This is a genomic window from Lysobacter yananisis, assembly GCF_031199375.1.
GTDB lineage: Bacteria > Pseudomonadota > Gammaproteobacteria > Xanthomonadales > Xanthomonadaceae > Lysobacter > Lysobacter yananisis.
This window is the reverse complement of the sequence record NZ_CP133568.1, coordinates 3,383,894-3,404,187: the sequence shown is the minus strand read 5'-3', so window position 1 is coordinate 3,404,187 and position 20,294 is coordinate 3,383,894. Positions and strand designations below refer to the sequence as shown.

General features: G+C 67.1%; 20 protein-coding genes. 8 read left to right on the top strand and 12 right to left on the bottom strand.

Annotated features, from left to right (window positions below):
• The first annotated feature begins 99 nt into the window (after positions 1 to 99).
• Positions 100 to 318, top strand: a complete 219-nt coding sequence (locus tag RDV84_RS14430) for an MbtH family protein (RefSeq protein WP_057948463.1) — start codon at positions 100 to 102, stop codon at positions 316 to 318.
• 346 nt (positions 319 to 664) lie between these two features.
• On the top strand, positions 665 to 2,878 hold the full coding sequence (locus RDV84_RS14425; protein ID WP_309150736.1) for a TonB-dependent siderophore receptor: 2,214 nt from the start codon (positions 665 to 667) through the stop codon (positions 2,876 to 2,878).
• Between the two features lie 239 nt (positions 2,879 to 3,117).
• Here RDV84_RS14425 and RDV84_RS14420 read toward each other — a convergent pair whose 3' ends face one another.
• The 7 genes from RDV84_RS14420 to RDV84_RS14390 form a co-directional block, all read right to left on the bottom strand.
• Positions 3,118 to 3,399 (bottom strand): hypothetical protein, encoded by a 282-nt coding sequence (locus RDV84_RS14420; protein ID WP_057948465.1) that lies wholly within the window; start codon positions 3,397 to 3,399, stop codon positions 3,118 to 3,120.
• 391 nt (positions 3,400 to 3,790) lie between these two features.
• Entirely contained in the window at positions 3,791 to 4,303 is a 513-nt protein-coding gene (locus RDV84_RS14415) for a hypothetical protein (RefSeq protein ID WP_250449502.1), read from the bottom strand.
• 268 nt (positions 4,304 to 4,571) lie between these two features.
• Complete coding sequence (locus RDV84_RS14410; protein ID WP_250449501.1) at positions 4,572 to 4,838, bottom strand: hypothetical protein; 267 nt, start codon at positions 4,836 to 4,838, stop codon at positions 4,572 to 4,574.
• A gap of 48 nt (positions 4,839 to 4,886) precedes the next feature.
• Complete coding sequence (locus RDV84_RS14405; protein WP_309150735.1) at positions 4,887 to 5,300, bottom strand: hypothetical protein; 414 nt, start codon at positions 5,298 to 5,300, stop codon at positions 4,887 to 4,889.
• Positions 5,301 to 5,704: 404 nt separating this feature from the next.
• Entirely contained in the window at positions 5,705 to 5,941 is a 237-nt protein-coding gene (locus RDV84_RS14400) for a hypothetical protein (protein WP_250449499.1), read from the bottom strand.
• Between the two features lie 265 nt (positions 5,942 to 6,206).
• Positions 6,207 to 8,840, bottom strand: coding sequence for an excinuclease ABC subunit UvrA (uvrA, locus tag RDV84_RS14395; RefSeq protein WP_309150734.1), 2,634 nt, complete (start codon positions 8,838 to 8,840; stop codon positions 6,207 to 6,209).
• 82 nt (positions 8,841 to 8,922) lie between these two features.
• Positions 8,923 to 9,429: a dihydrodipicolinate synthase family protein gene (locus tag RDV84_RS14390; RefSeq protein ID WP_309150733.1), complete on the bottom strand. Its 507-nt coding sequence runs from the start codon at positions 9,427 to 9,429 to the stop codon at positions 8,923 to 8,925.
• On the opposite strand from RDV84_RS14390, the gene RDV84_RS14385 reads away from it, so the two are divergent.
• A complete protein-coding gene (locus tag RDV84_RS14385; protein WP_309150732.1) occupies positions 9,428 to 9,583 on the top strand; it encodes a cupin domain-containing protein in 156 nt (51 codons plus the stop codon). The genes RDV84_RS14390 and RDV84_RS14385 overlap by 2 nt on opposite strands.
• A gap of 96 nt (positions 9,584 to 9,679) precedes the next feature.
• On the opposite strand, the gene RDV84_RS14380 is transcribed toward RDV84_RS14385, so the two are convergent.
• Entirely contained in the window at positions 9,680 to 12,190 is a 2,511-nt protein-coding gene (locus tag RDV84_RS14380; RefSeq protein ID WP_309150731.1) for a BNR repeat-containing protein, read from the bottom strand.
• 122 nt (positions 12,191 to 12,312) lie between these two features.
• Positions 12,313 to 12,675: an ArsR/SmtB family transcription factor gene (locus RDV84_RS14375; RefSeq protein WP_057948474.1), complete on the bottom strand. Its 363-nt coding sequence runs from the start codon at positions 12,673 to 12,675 to the stop codon at positions 12,313 to 12,315.
• A gap of 41 nt (positions 12,676 to 12,716) precedes the next feature.
• On the opposite strand from RDV84_RS14375, the gene arsH reads away from it, so the two are divergent.
• The 5 genes from arsH to RDV84_RS14350 all read left to right on the top strand — a co-directional run bounded on the left by arsH (position 12,717) and on the right by RDV84_RS14350 (position 18,193).
• The gene (arsH, locus tag RDV84_RS14370; protein WP_309150730.1) at positions 12,717 to 13,511 is read left to right on the top strand and encodes an arsenical resistance protein ArsH; all 795 of its coding nucleotides are present in this window, start codon (positions 12,717 to 12,719) and stop codon (positions 13,509 to 13,511) included.
• A gap of 7 nt (positions 13,512 to 13,518) precedes the next feature.
• Positions 13,519 to 13,950 (top strand): arsenate reductase (glutaredoxin), encoded by a 432-nt coding sequence (gene arsC, locus RDV84_RS14365; RefSeq protein ID WP_309150729.1) that lies wholly within the window; start codon positions 13,519 to 13,521, stop codon positions 13,948 to 13,950.
• 705 nt (positions 13,951 to 14,655) lie between these two features.
• Positions 14,656 to 16,695 carry a catalase gene (locus RDV84_RS14360; protein ID WP_309150728.1) on the top strand — a complete coding sequence of 680 codons (2,040 nt, stop codon included), beginning with the start codon at positions 14,656 to 14,658 and terminating at the stop codon, positions 16,693 to 16,695.
• 75 nt (positions 16,696 to 16,770) lie between these two features.
• Complete coding sequence (locus RDV84_RS14355; protein WP_309150727.1) at positions 16,771 to 17,529, top strand: DNA-formamidopyrimidine glycosylase family protein; 759 nt, start codon at positions 16,771 to 16,773, stop codon at positions 17,527 to 17,529.
• 283 nt (positions 17,530 to 17,812) lie between these two features.
• Entirely contained in the window at positions 17,813 to 18,193 is a 381-nt protein-coding gene (locus RDV84_RS14350; RefSeq protein WP_250449490.1) for a hypothetical protein, read from the top strand.
• A gap of 85 nt (positions 18,194 to 18,278) precedes the next feature.
• Here RDV84_RS14350 and RDV84_RS14345 read toward each other — a convergent pair whose 3' ends face one another.
• The 3 genes from RDV84_RS14345 to ku form a co-directional block, all read right to left on the bottom strand.
• Positions 18,279 to 18,632 (bottom strand): hypothetical protein, encoded by a 354-nt coding sequence (locus tag RDV84_RS14345; protein ID WP_309150726.1) that lies wholly within the window; start codon positions 18,630 to 18,632, stop codon positions 18,279 to 18,281.
• A gap of 11 nt (positions 18,633 to 18,643) precedes the next feature.
• Positions 18,644 to 19,129, bottom strand: a complete 486-nt coding sequence (locus tag RDV84_RS14340; RefSeq protein WP_057948479.1) for a pyridoxamine 5'-phosphate oxidase family protein — start codon at positions 19,127 to 19,129, stop codon at positions 18,644 to 18,646.
• 224 nt (positions 19,130 to 19,353) lie between these two features.
• Positions 19,354 to 20,265 carry a non-homologous end joining protein Ku gene (gene ku / locus RDV84_RS14335; protein WP_057948480.1) on the bottom strand — a complete coding sequence of 304 codons (912 nt, stop codon included), beginning with the start codon at positions 20,263 to 20,265 and terminating at the stop codon, positions 19,354 to 19,356.
• Between the last annotated feature and the right edge of the window lie 29 nt (positions 20,266 to 20,294).

The window sequence follows — 20,294 nt, the reverse complement described above, 5'->3', positions numbered from 1 at the left end:
CGTGACGCGCATAACACCGCCGGAAACACGACTGCGGCACCATCGTCGCAAGCCCGTTCCCCTCCCCGCATCGCCATTCATATTCAACCGGAGTACGCCATGACCAACCCCTTCGAAGACAACAACGGCACCTTCCTCGTCCTGGTCAACGACGAGAACCAGCACTCGCTGTGGCCCGAATTCGCCGAAGTCCCCGCCGGCTGGCGCACCGTGTTCGGGCCGGAGCAGCGGCAGGCTTGCCTGGATTACGTCGAACAGAACTGGACGGATATGCGGCCGGCCAGTCTGGCGGCGCTGGACGACGCGCGGGTGGGTTGAGCGCGGCCGGCCGGCTCGCAATCCCGATCGGCTAGATTGGAAAGACGAAGGGCCTGCTTCTGGCAGGCCCTTTTTGTTGGTGGGCGCGGCCTGGGCGCGAGTACCGGCTTCGCCATCGGCATCCGGGATCGAACGGGGCGGCTCGCCTCGCAACCCTCGCCCCCAGGGAAGCTAGCCCTGGGCAACGGCGAGCCCTAGCCCAGCCTGCCGAGGCCGGGATTTGCGATGGCTTCGGCGCTTGGCCTATGATTCGCGCGCCGCGCAACCCGCGCGGCGCATCCACGCACACGTGCCCGGCGGCCTCAGGCCCGAGCGGCAGACGGCGCTTTCCCTCTCGGAGCCCGTCATGCGTCTGTCCCTTTCCGATCCGTTCGCCGCGACCATTCCCGCGGCGCCCAAGGCGCACGCACGCGCGCGGCTGGCTGCGAACACGCGCCGCGGCAGCGCGCTCGCGCTCGCCTTGTCCACCGCCTTGGCGCCGGGCCTGCGCGCCCGCGCCGCCGAAGCCGAAGCGGCGCCCGCCGCCGACGCCGCGACCGGCACGGCGGTCACCCTCGACGAAGTGGTGGTGCGCGGTCAGCGCCGCCGCGAGGCCGGCGCCGCGCTCAAGCTCGATGCGCCGGCGCTGGAAACGCCGCAGGCGGTGTCGACCGTCACCCGCGAAACCCTCGACGCGCAGGGCGTGCGCCGCCTCGGCGAAGCGCTGCGCAACGTCGCCGGCGTCACCAGCAACGACGTCTACGGCTTCTTCGACGGTTTCAACATCCGCGGCTTCAATGCCTCGGCCGACGCGACCTATCTGGACGGCCTGCTGTGGTCGAATTCGATGGCGACGACCGAACTCAGCGGCCTGGATCGCGTGGAGGTGGTCAAGGGGCCGGCTTCGGGCCTGTACGGGCAAGGACCGCTGTCGGGACTGGTCAATCTGGTCAGCAAACGGCCGCAGGAGCAGCGCTTCGTTACGCTGGATCTGGCCGCCGGCTCCTACGGCCTGCGCGAAGTCGGCATCGACGCCAACAGCCCGCTCGATCGCGACGGCCGGGTGCTCGCGCGCTTGAACGCCGTCTATCGCGACCAGGACTTCTTCGTCGATTTCTCCGGCGCGCAGCGCAAGTATCTGGCGCCGTCGCTGACCTGGAACATCGGCGACGCGACCTCGATCACCGTGCTCGGCACCTGGCAGCGCGACCGGATCAATCCGTGGTCGCCGATCCCCGCCTACGGCAGCGCGCTCGCGAATCCGCACGGCCGCCTGCCGCGGCATCTCGCGATCAACGAGCGCGACGCGCCGGCGGAGCAGAACCGCGATTACGACGCGCTGGGCTACAGCTTCGAACACCGTTTCAGCGAGCGCCTGGTACTGCGCCAGTCGGTGCGCTACTCCGAATTCCACGACCGCTGGGACCATTGGCTGTTCGTCGCCGGCGTCAGCCCGGACCTGCGCACGTTCGGGCGGTTCTACTACGGCCCGTATGAGGAACGGGGCCACGATCTGCGCTCGGACACCAACCTGTCCTGGACCATGAGCACCGGCGCGGTGGAGCACCGCTGGTTGCTGGGCTACGACTACAGCGAACGCCGGTCCAGCTACACCAACACCTTCGATCCGGGACCGTACGATCTGGACGTGTTCGCCCCGGTGTACGGCCGCAGCGGCTTGCGGCCGGCGTTCGTCGACGACACCCGCTACGACCAGGCCGCGCGCCAACGCGGCATCTATCTGCAGGATCACGCCAAGATCGGCGAACGCACCACGCTGACCTTGGGCGGGCGCTGGGACGTCGCCTCCAGCGGCGTCGGCTCCGGCCGGGTCGAAGACCGCCAGTTCAGCCCGCGCGCGGGCCTGACCTACGCCTTGCGCCCGGAGCTGGCGATGTATCTCAACCATTCGCGTTCCTTCGCGCCGCAAGGCAGCTACCGCAGTTTCGACGGCAGCGCCTTGCCGCCCGAACGCGGCGTCAACAACGAGATCGGCCTCAAGCTGGCGCCGCACGACGGCCGCATCGTCGCGATGCTGTCGATGTTCGAGCTGACCCGCCAGGACATGGCCAGCGAAGATCCGCAACATCCCAATTTCTACGTGACCCGCGGCGAGCAGCGCAGCCGCGGCCTGGAGCTGGAAGGGCAGTGGCGGCCGCGCGCCGATTGGGAATTGAGCTTCGCCTATGCCTGGACCCAGGCCGAAATCGTCCGCGATCAGGCCCTGCCCGCGGGCGCGCGCCTGGCCGGCGTGCCGCGCCACAGCGCCAATCTGTGGGCGCGCTACACCGTGCCTGCCGGCCCGCTCAGCGGCTTGGGCATCGCCCTGGGCGCGCACGCCGAGAGCGAGCGCCTGGCCAACAACTACGAACCGCTCGATCCGGTGTACCAGCGACCGTTCCGGCTCAAGGGCTACACCACCGTCGACGCCGCGCTCTCGTACGAAGCCGCGCGCTGGGATGCGCGCCTGAACTTCAAGAACCTGTTCGACAAGCGCTACATCCCCGGCGGCGCCAGCAGCGACCGCACCGCGTTCGGCGAGCCCAGGACGGTGGTGGCCAGCGTGCAGTGGAAGTTCTGAGAACCGCGGCGCTGGGGTGTTGCCCGGCTCGCCGCGCTTGCCGAGGCCACGACGTCATCGGCGCCGGCCTTGCGATTCCCGCGCAGCGAGTCCTAGCTTGTCCACGTCCGTGGAGAAACCGTTGGCGCCCACGGGTGGCCGCACAAAAAACAGGCCCAGGCGGGTTCAGCCGCCTGGGCCCGGGCCGGACGCTATCTGGCTTGCCGCGACCTTCCGACGAATCGAGTCGGATCGCGCGCTCAGTCGTCCGAGAAGCAACCCAGGGACAACTTCACGTACCAGTAGCCGCTCGACGGCTGGAATTCCTCGACCAGGATGGTCTCTTCCTGGGTGGATTCGCCCCAGCCCAGGTAGCAGCTGCGGTTCGCGTAGTAGGAGGCGGCTTCATAGGCTTGGTCGCGGTCGTGACCATAGCCCTCGCCGATGACTTGATAGTGGTGCCGGGCCGCGAGCGCGGCGCCGCTGAACACCATCGACATCAGAACGGCGGCGCCGACGGCGCGATACTTGTTCATCTTCATACATGCTCCTTGCAGGTGAAGTTCGAAGGCTGCGGAGTAAACGTGACGGACGTATTAATCCGATCGATGCAGATGGCGTAAACCGAGACCCATGCCGCTATCTGCTGCGTTTCGCCCGGATGCGGGCGCGGCTTTCGTGCCGTTGCGCCGGATCGGTCGATGACGGACGGGGCGGTCAGCGACGAACGGGATCGTGTTCTCTCCGCGCTGGAACCGTAGCACGCGCTGCGATCTCGAGGATGCCCCTATCGCTTCTTCCCGCGCGTGACCCAAAGCCGCTCAGGCCTCGCCTGCAACTCATCGTCGTGATGGGATGATGCGGACGCCAGCATGGGCGGAGGCCTTACTCGCACCTGCTGCGCACTCTGCGTCAGCTAGCGCCAATCTCGCCTCAAGTAATCCGTGGGCTCCCACCGACTCGCATCGCGGGGTCTATGCCGAGCGCGATCATGGAAAGAAGGAGTTCGAACTCATCAGCCAATTCCAGACTATTGGCCGACTCGGGCAGAAACGGCGCGGAATTCCGTATCGAATCCCTTGCGCCGACCAGGCTCGCCAACACCTGCTTCGAAACCACGTATTCGTCGGCAAGCAGAGAGGCCTTTCTGCTGATGTGCGCAAACAGCAACGAGAACGCCTCAGCATCAAAGACCTCCGCCGCTCGCAAGCGATGCACCGATCGCTCGAAAAGCTCATTGAGTTCCAGGTCGAATTCGTGCATCTCTTTGCCTTCGCTTCGGTTGCGCATAGGGTTGCCACCAGCGCGCACGGGGCCGTTTTTGGCATACTCGGCGCCATCGATTTCGCATGGACACTGAGAAGAATGACGGACGATAGAAGTTGGTACGGGCCGACAATAGCGATACTGTACTCGCTGCTTTTCGTAAGGGATCTGGAAAAGCATCTCCCGAGAACTTTGCACATGGCCCGGACAGGCTTCGGCAAGTTCTCGCCCGAAGATGTGAAGCTAGCCATCGAGAGGGTGCTGAACTCTTCGGTCGACCTAGCTGAGCTGGCCGACGGATTGGGCGACCTGCCTTATTCCAACGCAACTCTTCGTGAGTATTTCGCAAAGGTCTTGCAGAACCTCTAGGCGGGCGACAAGGCGCAACCGGGGATGGCAAGGGGACGTGCGAGGGGAAAAATTCGCAGCCCCGGACCAAACCAGGCGATCAATCCGGAAGGTGCTCCAGGACCTTCGAAAAATATCGGCGGATATCCTCGTCCGAGTGAAGGACACCTTCGAGCTTTGTCAGATCCTCCGATGAGTTGAGCGCCATCTCAATCGCGTGCCGCATCTCCTCCGGGGAAAAAATAATCCCCTCCCCATTCTTCACCTTGGCAAGAGTTCTTGGAAAGAAGCTTTCGAGATCTCTAACACCGATAAGACCATACACCAGCAAGGTAAAGATCCCTCGCCATCTTTCTTCAGTGCGCATCACCACCTCCCGTCCGTTAAATTACGGCTACAAATGAATGACTGGGCTTCATTCCCGGAACCATGCCGACTCGAAGCCACGCTCCGGATTCCGGACGAGGAAATCAGCGGAGTGGGATCTGGCGAAGTCCAGCCACGCATCGAAGCCTGGGAACTCTCGGTAATATCTAAATCTCTCGTCGGATTCCCAAGGATTTGCAAGCACCACCCTGGAACCGCCGTCTGCAACGAAATAGGCAAGCAAATCCTGCTGCACAGCCTGCGCGAAAGGCACCAGGGCCAATCCGAACATGTCCAGTGATTCCTGGGCCGCCCAAGCCAGATTGCCAGAGAATATCCATGGCGGAAGGCCCGGTATGGCTGCGACATCCGGGGGGCATGCATCCACGAGAGCTCTGTACGCGGCGGGATAGATAAATCCGACCGGCAGTTCACTAACCGCAAGGTAGTGGCGATTTTCCATGAGCCGGCCGCCTGAGCAAGGCCGAGTCGCAAAGCGGATTCGGCTTGAATGAATCGTCAGGCCTTAGCTTGCCCTGGCAGCACGTGAGAGCGCAACTCTTGATCAAGCCAATGGCTGACGCTGAAATAGCGCGGCAGCTGACCAGCCACGCTGCATGAAGCCTCGCGTTATGTCCGCCAGGTCTCCGAAGCCGTACTCGCTGGCGCCCGACATCGCGCGTGGCGCCTCCCGCATCCGCGTGTTTCGTGGGCGCGATGGAAGCGCTGTCTCAGGCCGACTTGGCCGAACCGGCATGAGGAACGCCCGAATGAGGATCGGATCCGAGTATAGGAGAAGGCCGGATTCGGGTTCGCCACGCCATACTGCCGCTAGCAACGCCTGCAGAATCAAGACGGCTCAAATAATCAGTTCGAAAGGCCCCGCAAAATCCTGGAGAAAAAGTCCCGAAGAACCTCGTCTGAATGCGGCAATCGCCCCCAAGCCTGCAGGTCTTCCGAAGATCGAAGCGCTTCCTCTATGGCAAACTTCAACTCCTCCGGAGAATAGATGATGCCAGATCCGGTTTTGACCATATGCAGAGTTTTGGCGTACTGATCATCCCAAGACCGTACAAAATTGAGCGTGTAGAGAAGCAGAATCATCGGCCCTCTCCATTTCGTGTCATCCATAATCAACTTCCCCTATCTCGATTCGAGTTTTGCGAACGCCCATCAAGCCTACACCGATCGACTCCAGGCACTGCCTCCCGACATACATTTGCCCACACGATCAAGCGCTTGCGCATGAGACAAAAAAAATCGAGTCGCCGGTCGCGCCCGACACCCAGCGCTCGGACCTCGCAGAACTCCAAATGATGGTCAGCGAAGAACAGCGCCACCTCCCGCGATTTCAGCCGGCGCCCCACCCTCACCCCGTCGCACGCAGCAAGTAAGGCCCCGTCCGACTGGCGCCGATCCGCGCAACCTCCTCAGGCACCCCAGCCGCCACGATCGCCCCACCCTCCTCGCCCGCGCCCGGCCCCATATCGATCACCCAATCGCTATCGGCCACCACCCGCATCTCGTGCTCGATCACCACCACGGTGTTGCCGCCGTCGACCAAGCCGTGCAGTTGCGCCATCAGCTTGTCGACGTCCGCCGCATGCAGGCCGGTGGTCGGTTCGTCGAGCACGTACAAGGTATGGCCGCGCTGGCTGCGGTGCAGTTCGGTCGCGAGCTTGATGCGTTGGGCTTCGCCGCCGGAGAGTTCGGTCGCCGGTTGGCCCAGGCGCAGGTAGCCCAGGCCGATGTCGCGCAGCACGGTCAGCGGGCGGGCGATGCTGTCTTCGTCGTGGAAGAACGCCAGCGCTTCGGCCACGGTCATCGCCAGCACTTGCGCGATGTTGCGTTCGCGCCAGGTCACTTCCAGGGTTTTTTCGTTGTAGCGCTGGCCGTGGCAGGTCGGGCACGGGGCGTAGACGGTCGGCATGAACAGCAGTTCGACCTGGACGAAACCTTCGCCTTCGCAGGTTTCGCAGCGGCCCTTGGCGACGTTGAAGGAAAACCGGCCGGCGTCGTAGCGACGCGACTTGGCCAGTTGGGTCTGGGCAAACAGCTTGCGCACTGGATCGAACAGGCCGGTGTAGGTGGCGAGGTTGGAGCGCGGGGTGCGGCCGATCGGTTTCTGGTCGACGTTGACCAGGCGCTTGATCGCGTCGGCGCCGCGGCCCAGGCGCCCGGCGGTGGGGCGCACTTCGCTGGGTTGCGGCGGGCCGTCGTCGCTGGCTTCGTCTTCGGGCTCGTGGCCCAGGCGCGCGCCCATCAGTTCGACCAGGGCCTGGCTGATCAGGCTGGATTTGCCCGAACCCGATACGCCGGTGACGGCGGTCAGCACGCCGAGCGGGATGCGCGCGTCGATGCCGTGCAGGTTGTTGCGGTGGATGGCGTGCAGTTCCAGCCATTGCGCCGGCGCGCGCCGCGCCTGGCCGCGCTCGCGGGTTCGTTCGCCGAACAGATAACGCGCGGTCTGCGAGTTCGCGACCTTGCGCAGGCCATCCGGCGGGCCGCTGTAGAGCACTTGCCCGCCCTCCTCGCCCGCGCCGGGGCCGACGTCGACGATCCAGTCGGCGCGCCGCATCATCTCCAGATCGTGCTCGACCACGAACACCGAGTTGCCGGTGCCCTTGAGCTGGTCCAGCGCGTGGTGCAGCGCTTCGCTGTCGGCCGGGTGCAGGCCGGCGGAGGGTTCGTCGAGCACATAGACCACGCCGAACAGATTGGAGCGGATCTGGGTCGCCAGACGCAGCCGCTGCAATTCGCCGGGCGACAGCGTCGGCGTGGTCCGGTCGAGCGCGAGGTAGCCCAGGCCCAGCGCCTGCAGCGCGGCGATGCGCTCGACCAGATCGTGGGCGATGCGTTGCGCGGCGATGCGCTTTTCCTCGGACAGGTCCGGCGTGCGGCGCACGTCGGTGCCGCCGGCATGGGCGGAACCGCCGCGGGCGACGCGGCGCGCGGTGTCGCCGCGGCTGGCGGCGCGGCTGCGGGTGGCGCCGCGCGCCGGCGCGTCGAAACGACCGGCCGCGGCCGGCGCCAGGGTCTGCGCGATCGCGTTCAACGACAGCCGCGACAGGCTGCCGATGTCGAGGCCGGCGAAGGTCACCGACAGCGCTTCGGGTTTCAACCGGCGCCCGTCGCACACCGGGCAGGCCGCGCCGGTCATGAAGCGGGCCACGCGCTTCTTCATCAGCGCGCTCTGGGTGGTGGCGAAGGTGTGCAGGATGTAGCGGCGCGCGCCGGTGAAGGTGCCCATGTAGCTGGGCTCGGCCTTGCGCCGCAGCGCGGCGCGGGTCTGCGCCGGGGTCATGCCGGCGTAGACCGGCGCGACCGGCTGCTCTTCGGTATAGAGGATCCAGTCGCGGTCTTTCTTCGGCAGTTCGCGCCAGGGGATGTCGACGTCGTAGCCCAGCGTCACCAGGATGTCGCGCAGGTTCTGCCCGTGCCACGCCGGCGGCCACGAGGCGATCGCGCGTTCGCGGATGCTCAGCGACGGGTCCGGCACCATCGAGCGCTCGGTCACTTCGTAGACGAAGCCCAAGCCATGGCAGTTCGGACACGCGCCCTGCGGCGTATTGGGCGAGAAGTCCTCGGCGTACAGCATCGGCTGGTTCGCCGGATAGGTGCCGGCGCGCGAGTACAGCATGCGCAGCAGGCTCGACAGCGTGGTGACGCTACCGACCGTGGAGCGGACGTTCGGCGTGCCGCGCTGTTGTTGCAGCGCGACCGCCGGCGGCAGGCCCTGGATCTCGTCGACGTCGGGCACGCCGACCTGATCGATCAGCCGCCGCGCATATGGCGACAGCGATTCCAGGTAACGGCGCTGGGCCTCGGCGAACAGCGTGCCGAAGGCGAGCGAGGACTTGCCCGAGCCGGACACGCCGGAGAACACCACGAACGCGTCGCGCGGGATGCGCACGTCGACGTCCTTGAGGTTGTGTTCGCGGGCGCCGCGCACGCGGACGAAGGCGGCGTCGCCGGTTTGCGGGGAACGGGAATTGGAGGCCATGGGCGGTGGCGCGACAGCGCGTTGCATCGGGGGCGCATAGTGTGGACCCAACGACGTCGACGCGGCATCGCGCCGTGCCCTTTCACGCCGCCGAACGCGCCTCGCCGGACGCGACCTGGCCCAGGATCGTCGCCAGCGCGCGGCATCCGGCCTCGTCCAGCGGCAGCACCGGATGCCGCGGCGCGCCCACGTCGAGCCCCTGCAATTGCAATCCGGCCTTGACCGTTTTCGGCAGCCCGCCCTTGAGGATGAACTGCAACAGCGGCAGTTGCCGGTAGAACGTCTGGCGCGCCGCGGCCAGATTGCCGGAGCGCACCGCGGCGTACAGGCTCAGGGTCTGCTCGGGGATCAGGCAGGCGGCGGCGGTGCACCAACCGGTCGCGCCGGCGGCGAACGCCTCCAGCGCCAGCGGATTGCTGCCGTTGAAGAACGGCACCGTGCCGCCCGACAGCTCGTGGATGCGGTGCATGCGCTGGATGTCGCCCGAGCTCCCCTTGATCATGCAGACGTTGTCGATCTCGCGGACCATGCGGATCATCAGCTCCGGCGACATGTCGATGCCGCTGGTGGCCGGATTGTTGTAGGCCATGATCGGCAGCCGCGTGGCCGCGGCGATGCGCGCGTCCGGCGACAGCCTCTATTTCGACGCGCAGATCCCGCACCGGGTCCGCAGCGCCGGCGCGCAACAGGCGCAGGTGCTGATCGTCGTGCACGATGCGCAAGCGGAGGCGCAGCGCGACTGAAGCGCGGCGGCGGGACGACGGCGGCGCGTCGGCGGCTTCGCGACATGTCCGCCGAGACTCGCGCGGCCTCGCTTCACCCGCGCTATGTCGCGGCGCTCAATCGCAAGCGCCGCCGGCGCCGACCGGGCGCTTGAACATCAACATGAAAGCGTCCAGCCGCGCACCGCTTTCCCGCCCGGCGAGCTTCAAGGCCAGCGCGCCGGGTTCCAGCAACAGGTTGTCGCCGCCTTGCGCGGTGCGCCAGGTCCACTCCGCGCCGTTGGGCAGGTTCCAGGTCTGCGCCGGAGCGTAGGCCGAATCCTGCGGCCGCTGATAGGACAGATAGAAGCTGTCGGCCGACGGGTTCGGCGCCTGGGTCCTGCCCAGCAGCGCATAGCAGCCGCGCACCGGAACCGGCAGGCGATAACTGGCCACGCCGGTGTTGGCCGCACTGCCCTGCGGCAAGCCGACCGCGTGGCCCGACACCGCGCGGATGTCGGGCGTCTCGACGAAACCGTCGGCGATCTCGCTGGCGCCGTAGCTGGGCGGCAACTTGTTCCGGCCGACCTTGCTCAGCCACAGGTATTCGAGCTTCGCCCCCGGTTCGCGCGCATACACGCGCAAGGTGTGGGTCGCGTCGCCTGACAGCGCGAACGCGGTCGCGGCATGGGTGGGGCCGGCGCTGACCGGTTCGTAGTTCCAGACGTTGCGGCCGGTCAGGTGCCAGTCCAGCAGCGGCCCGCCGTCGATCTGGACATAGAAGCTGTCGTCGTTGGCCGATCGCGCGAACGCGGCGCCGCCCAGGGCGTAGTCGCCTTTTTGGCCCGAGGCGATGTCGAACGTCCAACTGGCGACATTGGCCGGCGCATAGCCGGCGGTACTGACCAGATGATCGCCGAAGGCGCCCGCGTCCGTCCGCCGCGTCATGCTGCCGGACAGGGTCGCCGCCGAGGGTTTGAACATGAAACCCAGCACCTCGTTGCCGGCGTTCACCGTCGGCGCGACCCGGCCCGACGCCGTCGGCCGCGGAAACTCGCACGCGGTCCGGTACAGCAGAAGATCCGAAGCGGGCGGCAGGATTTCCGCGCCGTCTTGCGTCTTCCTGGTTCTATCGCCGTTCGACGGTAGCGTTTCCCAACGCAGGTAGTAGTGGAGCCTCGACAGGACCGGGTAGTTGTGCACTTCGACCGGCGGCGGATAGACGATGGGGCTGCGCCGCACCAGCATCTTGGCCGGGGTCGGCTCCGGCGTTTGGTAGGTGCTGGCGGAATCGTTGCTGTCGCCGGTGGCCGGTCCGCTGACGCACAACGGGGTGTTGGGCGCGGTGTAGATCAAAGTCGAGCCCGGCGGCGAAAACAAAGGGGTCAGGGTCGTGTCGTCGATGATGTACGGGCCGCTGCTCGGATCCTTACCGTTCGATGTCTCGATCTGCACGTCGACCGTGCTCACGCCGTCCAGCGGATCGTCCGTGGCGAAACTGTTGTCGGCCTTGTTGGCTTCGCTACTGATCGTGCCGCCGCCGCTGAACTGCCAGCGCGAGACCGAACGGGTCAACTGCACGCTGCGCCAGGCGCCGGTCGCTGCGACCGGCCGCGCGACATGGATCTGCGATTTTCCGCCGGCGTCGTACTTGTGGTACGCGAGCATCGGCACGCCGTTGCGATCGAACGACAGCGCCGGCTGGCCGTTGGCGAGGCCGCCCTTGCGCGGGATGTCGTCGACCGTCGTCAGCGTCGTGGCCGGCGTCACCGGCAACGCCACGGATCGACCGAACGCGTCGGTCCAATTCGCCAGATCGGCGGTGCGCATGTAGGACAGCCGATAGTTGTCTTCGGCCAGACCGATGTCGCCCTTGTCGGTCAGCCCGCGCCACATGAAGAAGCAATGCAGGTAGCCGCCGTGGACGACGCATTCGGGATAGGCGCTGTACGCGCCGCTCCACGAAAACAGCGCGGGGCCTCCGGTCGCCGAGGAAAAGGTGCGGGTCGCGGCGTCGTAGCGCGCCAGGTACAGGCTTCCGGCCTTGAGGCTGTCGTCGCTGTGGTTGCGATAGGAAAACAGGAACTCGCCGTTCGGACCGGTCAGAAAGGTCGGATAGGTCAAACGGGTTTCCTGCGCGGGGTTCAGCACGCTCGCAACCCGCTGCATGAAGCCCGCGCTCATCTGCGCAGCCGCCGTCATCGGCTGCGCGGAGCGGTAATAGATCATCGTATTGGAGTAGTGCATGTTGCCCGACAAGTGCACGTAACCGGCCGAATCGATCTTCATCGCCAGATAGTTGTGGCTGTCCCAGCCGACCGCGCGGGTGTCGCTCAACGTGGTGCGGAACCAGGTGTCCGAATCGAGATCGCGGGCCGCGAGCGTGATGTGCCGGTCGACGCCGTTGTAATAGGCCGCGAGCTGGAACGTCTGCGTGGTGACCAGGGCGAAGCCGACCGGATGCCCGGACCACACCGTGTCGACCGGCGTGGCCAGGCGCTGGTTCTTGCCGAGCACATCGTCCGGGAAGTCGCCGCTCGCCGAAGCGGATGCGGCGAACAGGCTGGCGAACAGGCTGGCGAACAGGCCGGCGCACAGCGCCGCCGCCAGTACCCGCCACCGACGGCGGACGGATCGATGACGCGTCATGCAACACCTCCCTGGCGATCGTGCCGGTCGCGGGCGGCGGACGCCCGTCCTCGCTCGATACTATGCCAGCCGGCGCCCGAACGACCGCACCGCGGCCCGCGGCGATGCCGCGCCGGCCCGGTTCAGCGCTGCGACCGCGCTTTCGCGGCCGCCGCCCGACGCGGCGGGCGCGCCGGCGCCGCGGTCCCGCAACCTTGCGCATCGCCCGCGCAACAGTTGCGGGTGAGGAAGGCGATCAGCTCGTTCATCGCGGAAAAATCGGCGCGGTAATTGACGTAACGGCCTCGCGCTTCGCCGAGGATCAACCCCGCGGCGACCAGTTCCTTGAGATGGAACGACAGCGTGGCGCCAGGCATCGACAGCGCCTGCGCCAGTTCGCCGGCCATGCGGCCGCCGTGCCCGGCTTCCACCAACTGCCTGAAGATCGCCAGGCGCGAAGCGTGGCCCAGCGCGGCCAGCGACCGGCTTGCGTTCAATATTTCCATATTTCTAGAATAGTAGAACAACAGACCGCGAGCAATCCGCCATGACCCCGCCGCCCCTGCCCCTGCTCGACCCCGCCGCGCTGCAGATCCCCGAGCCCGCCCGCCTCGGCGCCGCCGCGCACGCGCCGCGCATCCTGATCCTGTACGGCTCGCTGCGGCCGCAGTCCTACAGCCGCAAGCTGGCGTTGGAGGCGCAGCGGCTGCTGCAACGCTTCGGCGCCGACGCACGCGTGTTCGATCCGCACGAATTGCCGATGCTCGACAGCGTCGCGGCCAGCCATCCCAGGGTGCAGGAGCTGCGCGAGCTGTCGCGGTGGTCCGAAGGCCAGGTCTGGGTCAGCCCGGAGCGGCACGGCGCCGTCACCGCCGTGTTCAAGAACCAGATCGACTGGCTGCCGCTGGAAGACGGCAGCGTGCGCCCGACCCAGGGCCGCACCCTGGCGGTGATGCAAGTCTGCGGCGGATCGCAATCGTTCAACGTGGTCAACGCCTTGCGCGTGCTCGGGCGCTGGATGCGCATGATCGTCGTGCCGAACCAATCGTCGGTGGCGAAGGCGTGGCAGGAGTTCGACGAGGACGGGCGAATGAAGCCTTCGTCCTACTACGACCGGGTGGTGGACGTGATGGAGGAACTGGTCAAGTTCACCCTGCTCACCCGCGGCCACAGCGATTACCTCACCGATCGCTACAGCGAGCGAAAGAACGACGCGGCCGCGCATCGGCTCGCCGCCGCGGCGGGCGCCATCGAAGCGACCGCGGCGAACGCAACGACCCTGCCTGCATCCGCTCCCGCACCGACCGCCAAAACCGCCTGCTGCGCGGGCGCTTGCACCTGAGGCTCGTATGCGCGCCGTCATCTATCACAACCCCGACTGCGGGACCTCGCGCAATACGCTGGCGCTGATCCGCCATGCCGGCATCGAGCCGCAGGTGATCGAGTATCTGCGCCATCCGCCCGAACGCGGCCGCCTGCTCGAACTGATCGCGGGCGCCGGGCTGAGCGTGCGCGAGGCGATCCGCACCAAGGGCACGTCGTATTTCGAACTCGGTCTGGACGACCCCGACGCGACCGACGCGGCCCTGATCGATGCGATGCTCGCCCATCCGATCCTGATCAACCGCCCCTTCGTGCAGACCGATCTGGGCATCCGCCTGTGCCGGCCTTCGGAAGCGGTGCTCGCGCTGCTGCCGCCGATCGCCGCCCCGTTCGCCAAAGAGGACGGCGAAATCGTCATCGACGGGCACGGGCGACGCCCGCCGCGCAAAGAACCGTGAGCGCAATGGGCGCGGCCGGCGCAGTCGACGCCCCACGGACCAGCCGCTGCCACGGAAGCATGCGCCACGCGCGCTTGAGATGGCCGGCCCTCGCGGTCCACGCCGCACCGGCATATCCGCCGACGCCTGCGTTGCGGCAGCGGCGATCGATGCGCATGTCCGCGGTCTCGCGATAGCGCTACCCCTGCTCACGTCGCCGCCAACCCGCCGACGGATCCTCGCTGCCCTGTTCGTACTCGAACGGCCAGTGCATGTGCGCTGCACCTGACTACATTCGATCCGGCCGCGATTCGTTGTACGGCCGTGAGTTTTCGCCGACGCATCGCCGACGCATCGTTAACCGATCAGCCCGCACTGTCTGGATAAGCATCCGATATTCGTCGCCTCGCTACGCCGCGCGTACACGCTCGTGGGTTCGTGCGTGCGCGGCGTCGTGGCGAACGCGCGCCGCGCCCGGAATCGGGCGCCCCTGTCGGAATCCGGGGCTCCGCCGGTCGCTGGAGCCCGCTCATCGCCAGCCGCTACAGGATCGTCCCCATGGCCAGCAAATCCCGCTCCACGCCACGCAACCGCAGCGCCGCAAGCAAGACGGGCGAGCGCCCCCCCGCAGACGCGAACGCCGCACGATCGACCGCGACGCACGGCGCGACGAAAGCGCCGGATCGCCGCCCCGCCGCCGGCAAGCGCGCTGATTCGCGCGCTGATTTGCGCGGCACCGGCGACGAACTGCACCAGCAAGCCGCTGGCGAACACCAGACCTTGACCACCAATCAAGGCGTGCCGTTGTCGGACAACCAGAACTCGCTGCGCGCGACCGAGCGCGGCCCGACCCTGCTGGAAGACTTCATTCTTCGCGAGAAGATCACCCATTTCGACCACGAGCGCATTCCCGAGCGCATCGTCCACGCGCGCGGTTCGGCTGCGCACGGCTATTTCGAGCTGACCCGTTCGCTCAAGAAGCACACTACCGCGCGAATCCTGACCGAAGTCGGCGAGCGCACTCCGGTGTTCGTGCGTTTTTCCACCGTGGCCGGCGGCGCCGGCTCGATCGATACCCCACGCGATGTGCGTGGGTTCGCGGTCAAGTTCTACACCCAGCAAGGCAACTGGGATCTGGTCGGCAACAACATCCCGGTGTTCTTCATCCAGGATGCGATGAAATTCCCGGACGTGGTGCACTCGGTCAAGATGGAGCCCGACCGCGGGTTTCCCCAGGCCGCCAGCGCCCACGACACGTTCTGGGACTTCATCTCGCTGACGCCCGAAGCGATGCACATGATCATGTGGGCGATGTCCGACCGCGCCATCCCGCGCTCGTTGCGCATGATCGAAGGCTTCGGCGTGCACAGCTTCCGGCTGGTGGACGCGAAGGGGCGGTCCACCTTCGTCAAGTTCCATTGGCGGCCCAAGCTCGGCCTGCAGTCCACGCTGTGGGACGAGGCGGTCAAGCTCGCCGGCGCCGATCCCGACTTCCACCGGCGCGACCTGTTCGAAGCCATCGAACGCGGCGATTACCCCGAGTGGGAGTTGGCGGTGCAGCTGTTCGACCAGGAACAGGCCGATGCGCTGCCGTTCGACCATCTGGACCCGACCAAGCTCATTCCCGAGGAAACCATCGGCCTGACCGTGATCGGCCGCATGGTGCTGGACCGCTGGCCGGACAATTTCTTCGCCGAAACCGAGCAGGTCGCCTTCTGCCCCTCGCACGTGGTTCCGGGCATCGATTTTTCCAACGATCCGCTGCTGCAGGGGCGTCTGTTCTCTTACCTGGACACCCAGCTCTCGCGCCTGGGCTCGCCCAACTTCCACCAACTGCCGATCAATGCGCCCAAGTGCCCGTTCGCGAACCTGCAGCGCGATGGCCATATGCAGATGGGCGTGCCCAAGGGCCGGGTCAACTACGAGCCCAGTTCGCTGGACCCGACTTCGCCGCGGGCGACGCCGTCGGGCTTCCGCAGCGCGGCGATCGCCGCCGACGACGGCGTCAAAGGACGCGTGCGCCCCGCCAGCTTCGCCGACCATTACAGTCAGGCGCGGCTGTTCTTCCGCAGCCAGACCCCGCCCGAGCAGGCGCACCTGGTCTCGGCCCTGGTGTTCGAGCTGTCGAAGGTGCAGACGCCGCACGTGCGCGAGGCCATCGTCGGACATCTGCGCCACGTCGATCCCGACCTGGCCCGGCGCGTGGCCGACGGACTGGGCCTGCAACGGCTGCCGCCCGCGCCGCCGGCCGCCGTGGAGCCGGTCGACCTGCCGCTGTCGCCGATGCTGCAATTGATCGGCAAACGCAAGGACACCCTCGCCGGACGCTGCGTCGGCGCGCTGGTGGACGAAGGCTCGGACGAGCCCCTGATCGCGGCCTTGCGCGAGGCGGTGGAAGCGGCCGGCGCCCAGTTCAAGATCGTCGCGCCGAAGCTGGCCGGGGCCAAGCTCAGCAATGGCCGTTCGCTACCGGCCGACGGCCAGCTTGCGGGAACGCCGTCGCTGATCTTCGACGCGGTTGCGGTGGTGCTCTCGGACGCGGCCGCGGAACGCCTGGCGAGCGAAGCGGCGGCGCTGGATTTCGTCCGCGACGCATTCGGCCACCTCAAGGCATTCGCGGTCGATGCGGGCGGACGTGCGCTGTTGCGCGCCACGGGCATCGAGGCCGATGCCGGCGTGGTCGCCGCGCAACACGCGGACGCCTTCGTCAAGCTGGCCAAGAACCGCCAGTGGGACCGCGAGCCGACGCTGCGGACCCTGGCCTGACACCGCGCGGCGCGGCCGGCGTGCGCGGTCGGCTGCGCCGACCCTGGACGCACGCCCCGCGCAGGTGCTTGGCCCATGCCTGAAGGCCCCACGATCGTCATCCTGAAAGAAGAAGCCGCGGCGTTCGACGGGCGCGTGGTGGAGTGCGTGGCCGGCAACAGCACCCAGGACATCCAGCGGATGCGCGGCCGCAGAATCCGCGCGATCCGCTCCTGGGGCAAGCATTTCCTGCTCGAGTTCTCCGGTTTCAGCCTGCGCGTGCACCTCATGCTGTACGGCAGCTACCGCATCAACGAACGGCGCGAGGCCGCGCCGCGCCTGAGCCTGCGATTCGCCGGCGGCGACGAGCTGAATTTCTACGCGTGTTCGGTCAAGTTCATCGAAACGCCGCTGGACGAGGTCTACGACTGGTCGGCCGACGTCATGAACCCGCATTGGGACCCGAAGTCCGCGCGCGCGAAGCTCAAGCAGATGCCGCAGGCGCTGGCCGCCGATGCGTTGCTGGACCAGAACGTGTTTTCCGGTGTCGGCAACATCATCAAGAACGAGGTCTTGCACCGGATACGCCTGCATCCCGAGAGCCCGGTAGGCGCGCTGCCGCCGCGCAAGCTCGGCGAGCTGATCGCCCAGGCCCGCGATTACAGCTTCGACTTCTATCGCTGGAAGAAGGCTTACGAGCTCAAGCGGCACCTGCAGGTACACACCAAGACCCACTGCCCGCGCGACGGCGCCCGGCTGAGCTTTCGCAAGCATCTCGGGCGCTACAAACGGCGCGCGTTCTTCTGCCCGCTGTGCCAGCGACTGTACGCGCCCGCGGCGGACACCGCCGGCTAGCGCACGGCCCGTCGATCTTGTCGACCGCACATTCTTCGTCGAAACCGCCCGGGCGCCCGGGCTGCGGGCGGTTCGCGTTTTCGCCATTCGAACGCGGACGGCAACCGACCGGGCAAGCCGCCAGCGTGAGCGGCTTCCTACTTCGGCGCTGAACGGTTAAGCGCCAGCGGCGAATGAAAAATCGTCGCGCGCGAATGCCGCTTTATTCACGTTTCGGCGACTTCGCGCTGCTTACGGTCGCCCACCTGGGGGACATCCTCTTCAACGCTAAGGAACGCTCACGATGGGTATGCAAGCTTTCGAGACCACGCAAGAAATCGCATTGGTAGTGGACGCCGACGCCGAACTGGCGCATTGGCGTTCCGGCTTTCGCGAATTGCCGCATTGCCGGTCGCTACGCTGGGATGAGGTCAAGCCGGCGCTGAAGCTCGGCATCGATGCCTGCCTCAAGGCCAATGGCCGCGACCTGACCGAAATGGTCGAGGAACTGGAGACCCGTTACCAACGTACCGGCAACGAATCGCGCCTGAGCTGGAGCCAGGCGCGCGAAATCGTCGCCATCGTGTGGGTGCGCATCTGGGAGCAAAGCAGGAGCCGGCCTGCGACCGCGGCGCTGGCGCCGGTCCCGGCCGGCAGGATGTCGATGGGCCTGCGCGCCCGCTGATCCAGACAGGACGATCGCGTTGCGGCGCCGGCGACCGGCGCCGCGGCGCATGGCGGTCCCCGCACGCCGCGAGGATGGCCGGGTTTCAGCGCTCGCCGTCCCCGCCGGGCGCGTCGCCCTCGCCCCCGCCCTCGCCCGCACTGGTTGCGGCATACCAGGCTGCGTAAGGGCTGCGCTGGATCGCGCGCCGGTTGTAGTCGGGCGCTCCGTCGGTCCACCACACCGGGCCGCGCTCGCCGAGCGCGCGCTTGGCCTGATCGACGCGCCGGCGCGCTTCGCGCAGCGCGTCGGCCCGCCCCGCCGCGGCGGCGACCGCGCGCCGGGCCGCCATCAGATCGCCGACCGCCTGCGTCTTCTGCGCTACCGACAGATGCGGCGACGTCGCCCGCCACAGCCGGCCTTTGACCACGATGTAGCGTCCGTCCGGCGTGGTCAGCACGCGCGGCCGCCTCAGCGCTTCAGATCCACTTCGCCGACCTTGTCGGCGTATTCGCGCTTGGGATCCATGCCCAGCAGCAGCTTCATGCCGGCGAGCAGGCTGTTTTCGTTCAACCAGACCTCCGCGCTGCTCGCATCGAACCGCAGCAACGCCAGGTTCGGGTCGTCCTTGCCGCCCTCGTACCAGGCCGCGATGAACGGGTTCCACAAACGGTCGATCACGGCGCGATCGATGTCCAGGTGCAACTCGCCCTCGATGCTCGCGAACACAGAGTGGTCCTTCGCCACGAACGCCGCGACGGCGCGGGCCGGCCGCTCCAGGCGGCGGACCAGTTCGTTGTCGCGCGCAGTGAAGATCCACAGCGGCGAACGGTCGCCCTCGGCCAGCGCGGTCATCGGCCGGCTGTGGCCGTTTTCGCCTTCGACGCCCAGCATGATCGTGCGGTCGTCGTGCAGGTGCTTCCACAGTTTGCGTTCCAGCGCTTGGGAATCGGTCATGTCGTTCTCCTGAAAGCGCCGGCAGACGGCTCTATCGCATGTCCAGGCTGCCTGGGCGCGTGGTGGGATGGGTCTGAAGCGGACACCACGAGACTGGCAGCGGCGGCGTTAACGGCGCGCCTGAGCCGCGCGAAGAGGGCGCAAACCCCGCGCTCGCACGGCCGGTGGCCAACCCGGGCGCGATCGGTTGCGCCGAGTCCCGTCGATGGCGCGCCGCCGCCCGGTCAGGCGCGCTTGGTCGCCCGCGAACGCGCCGCCGGCTTGGCCGGCTTCTTCTTCGCGGCCTTGGCGGTCTTGGCCGCGCGCTTGCCGGCTGCCTTGGCCGGCGCTGCGGCGCCTTTCTTCGCCAGGCTGCGCTTGAGCAGCTCGGCGAAGTCGATGACGTTGGTCGCGGCGTTCTCCGGAAGCTTCGACTCGTCGGCCTGCTTGCCGCGCACCACCTTCTTGGCCTTGACCCGTTGCTCGATGACCTTGTGCAGGCGCTGGCGGAAGTCGTCCTTGTAGGATTCGGGTTTCCACGGCGCGGTCATGGATTCGATCAACTGCTGCGCCATCTCCACCTCGCGCGCGGAGATCTTCCATTTCGCCAGGCCGCCTTCGGGCAGCTTGTAGTCTTCCGGGTCGACCAGTTCCTGGGCGTAGCGCAGGATCAGCAGGACCAGCGCATTGCCCTTGGGCGCCAGCGCGGCCAGGTACTCGCGGGTGCGGATGACCACCCGGCCGATGCCGACCTTGCCGGTTTTCTCCAGCACCTCGCGCAGCAGCACATAGCCCTTTTCGGCCTTCTTGCCGGGCTCGAGGATGTAGGGCTTGTCGTAGTACTCGCTGCCGATCTGGGCCGCATCGACGAAGGCGTCGATGTCGACGGTTTCGGTGTGGTCCGGCGCGGCGGCCGCGATGTCGGCCGCTTCCAGCACCACGTAACTGCCCTTGTCGTATTCGAAGGCCTTGACGATCTCCTTCCACGGCACTTCCTCGCCGGTCTCCTCGTTGACCCGCTCGTAGCGGATCGGCGCCTTGTTGCGGCTGTCGAGCATGCGGAAATGCAGGTCGACCCGGCGCTCGCCAGCCATCAGCTTGACCGGGATGTTGAGCAGGCCGAAGGAGATCGTGCCGGTCCAGATCGGGCGCGCCATGGTGCGGACTCCTGACAGTGGGCGGTGAA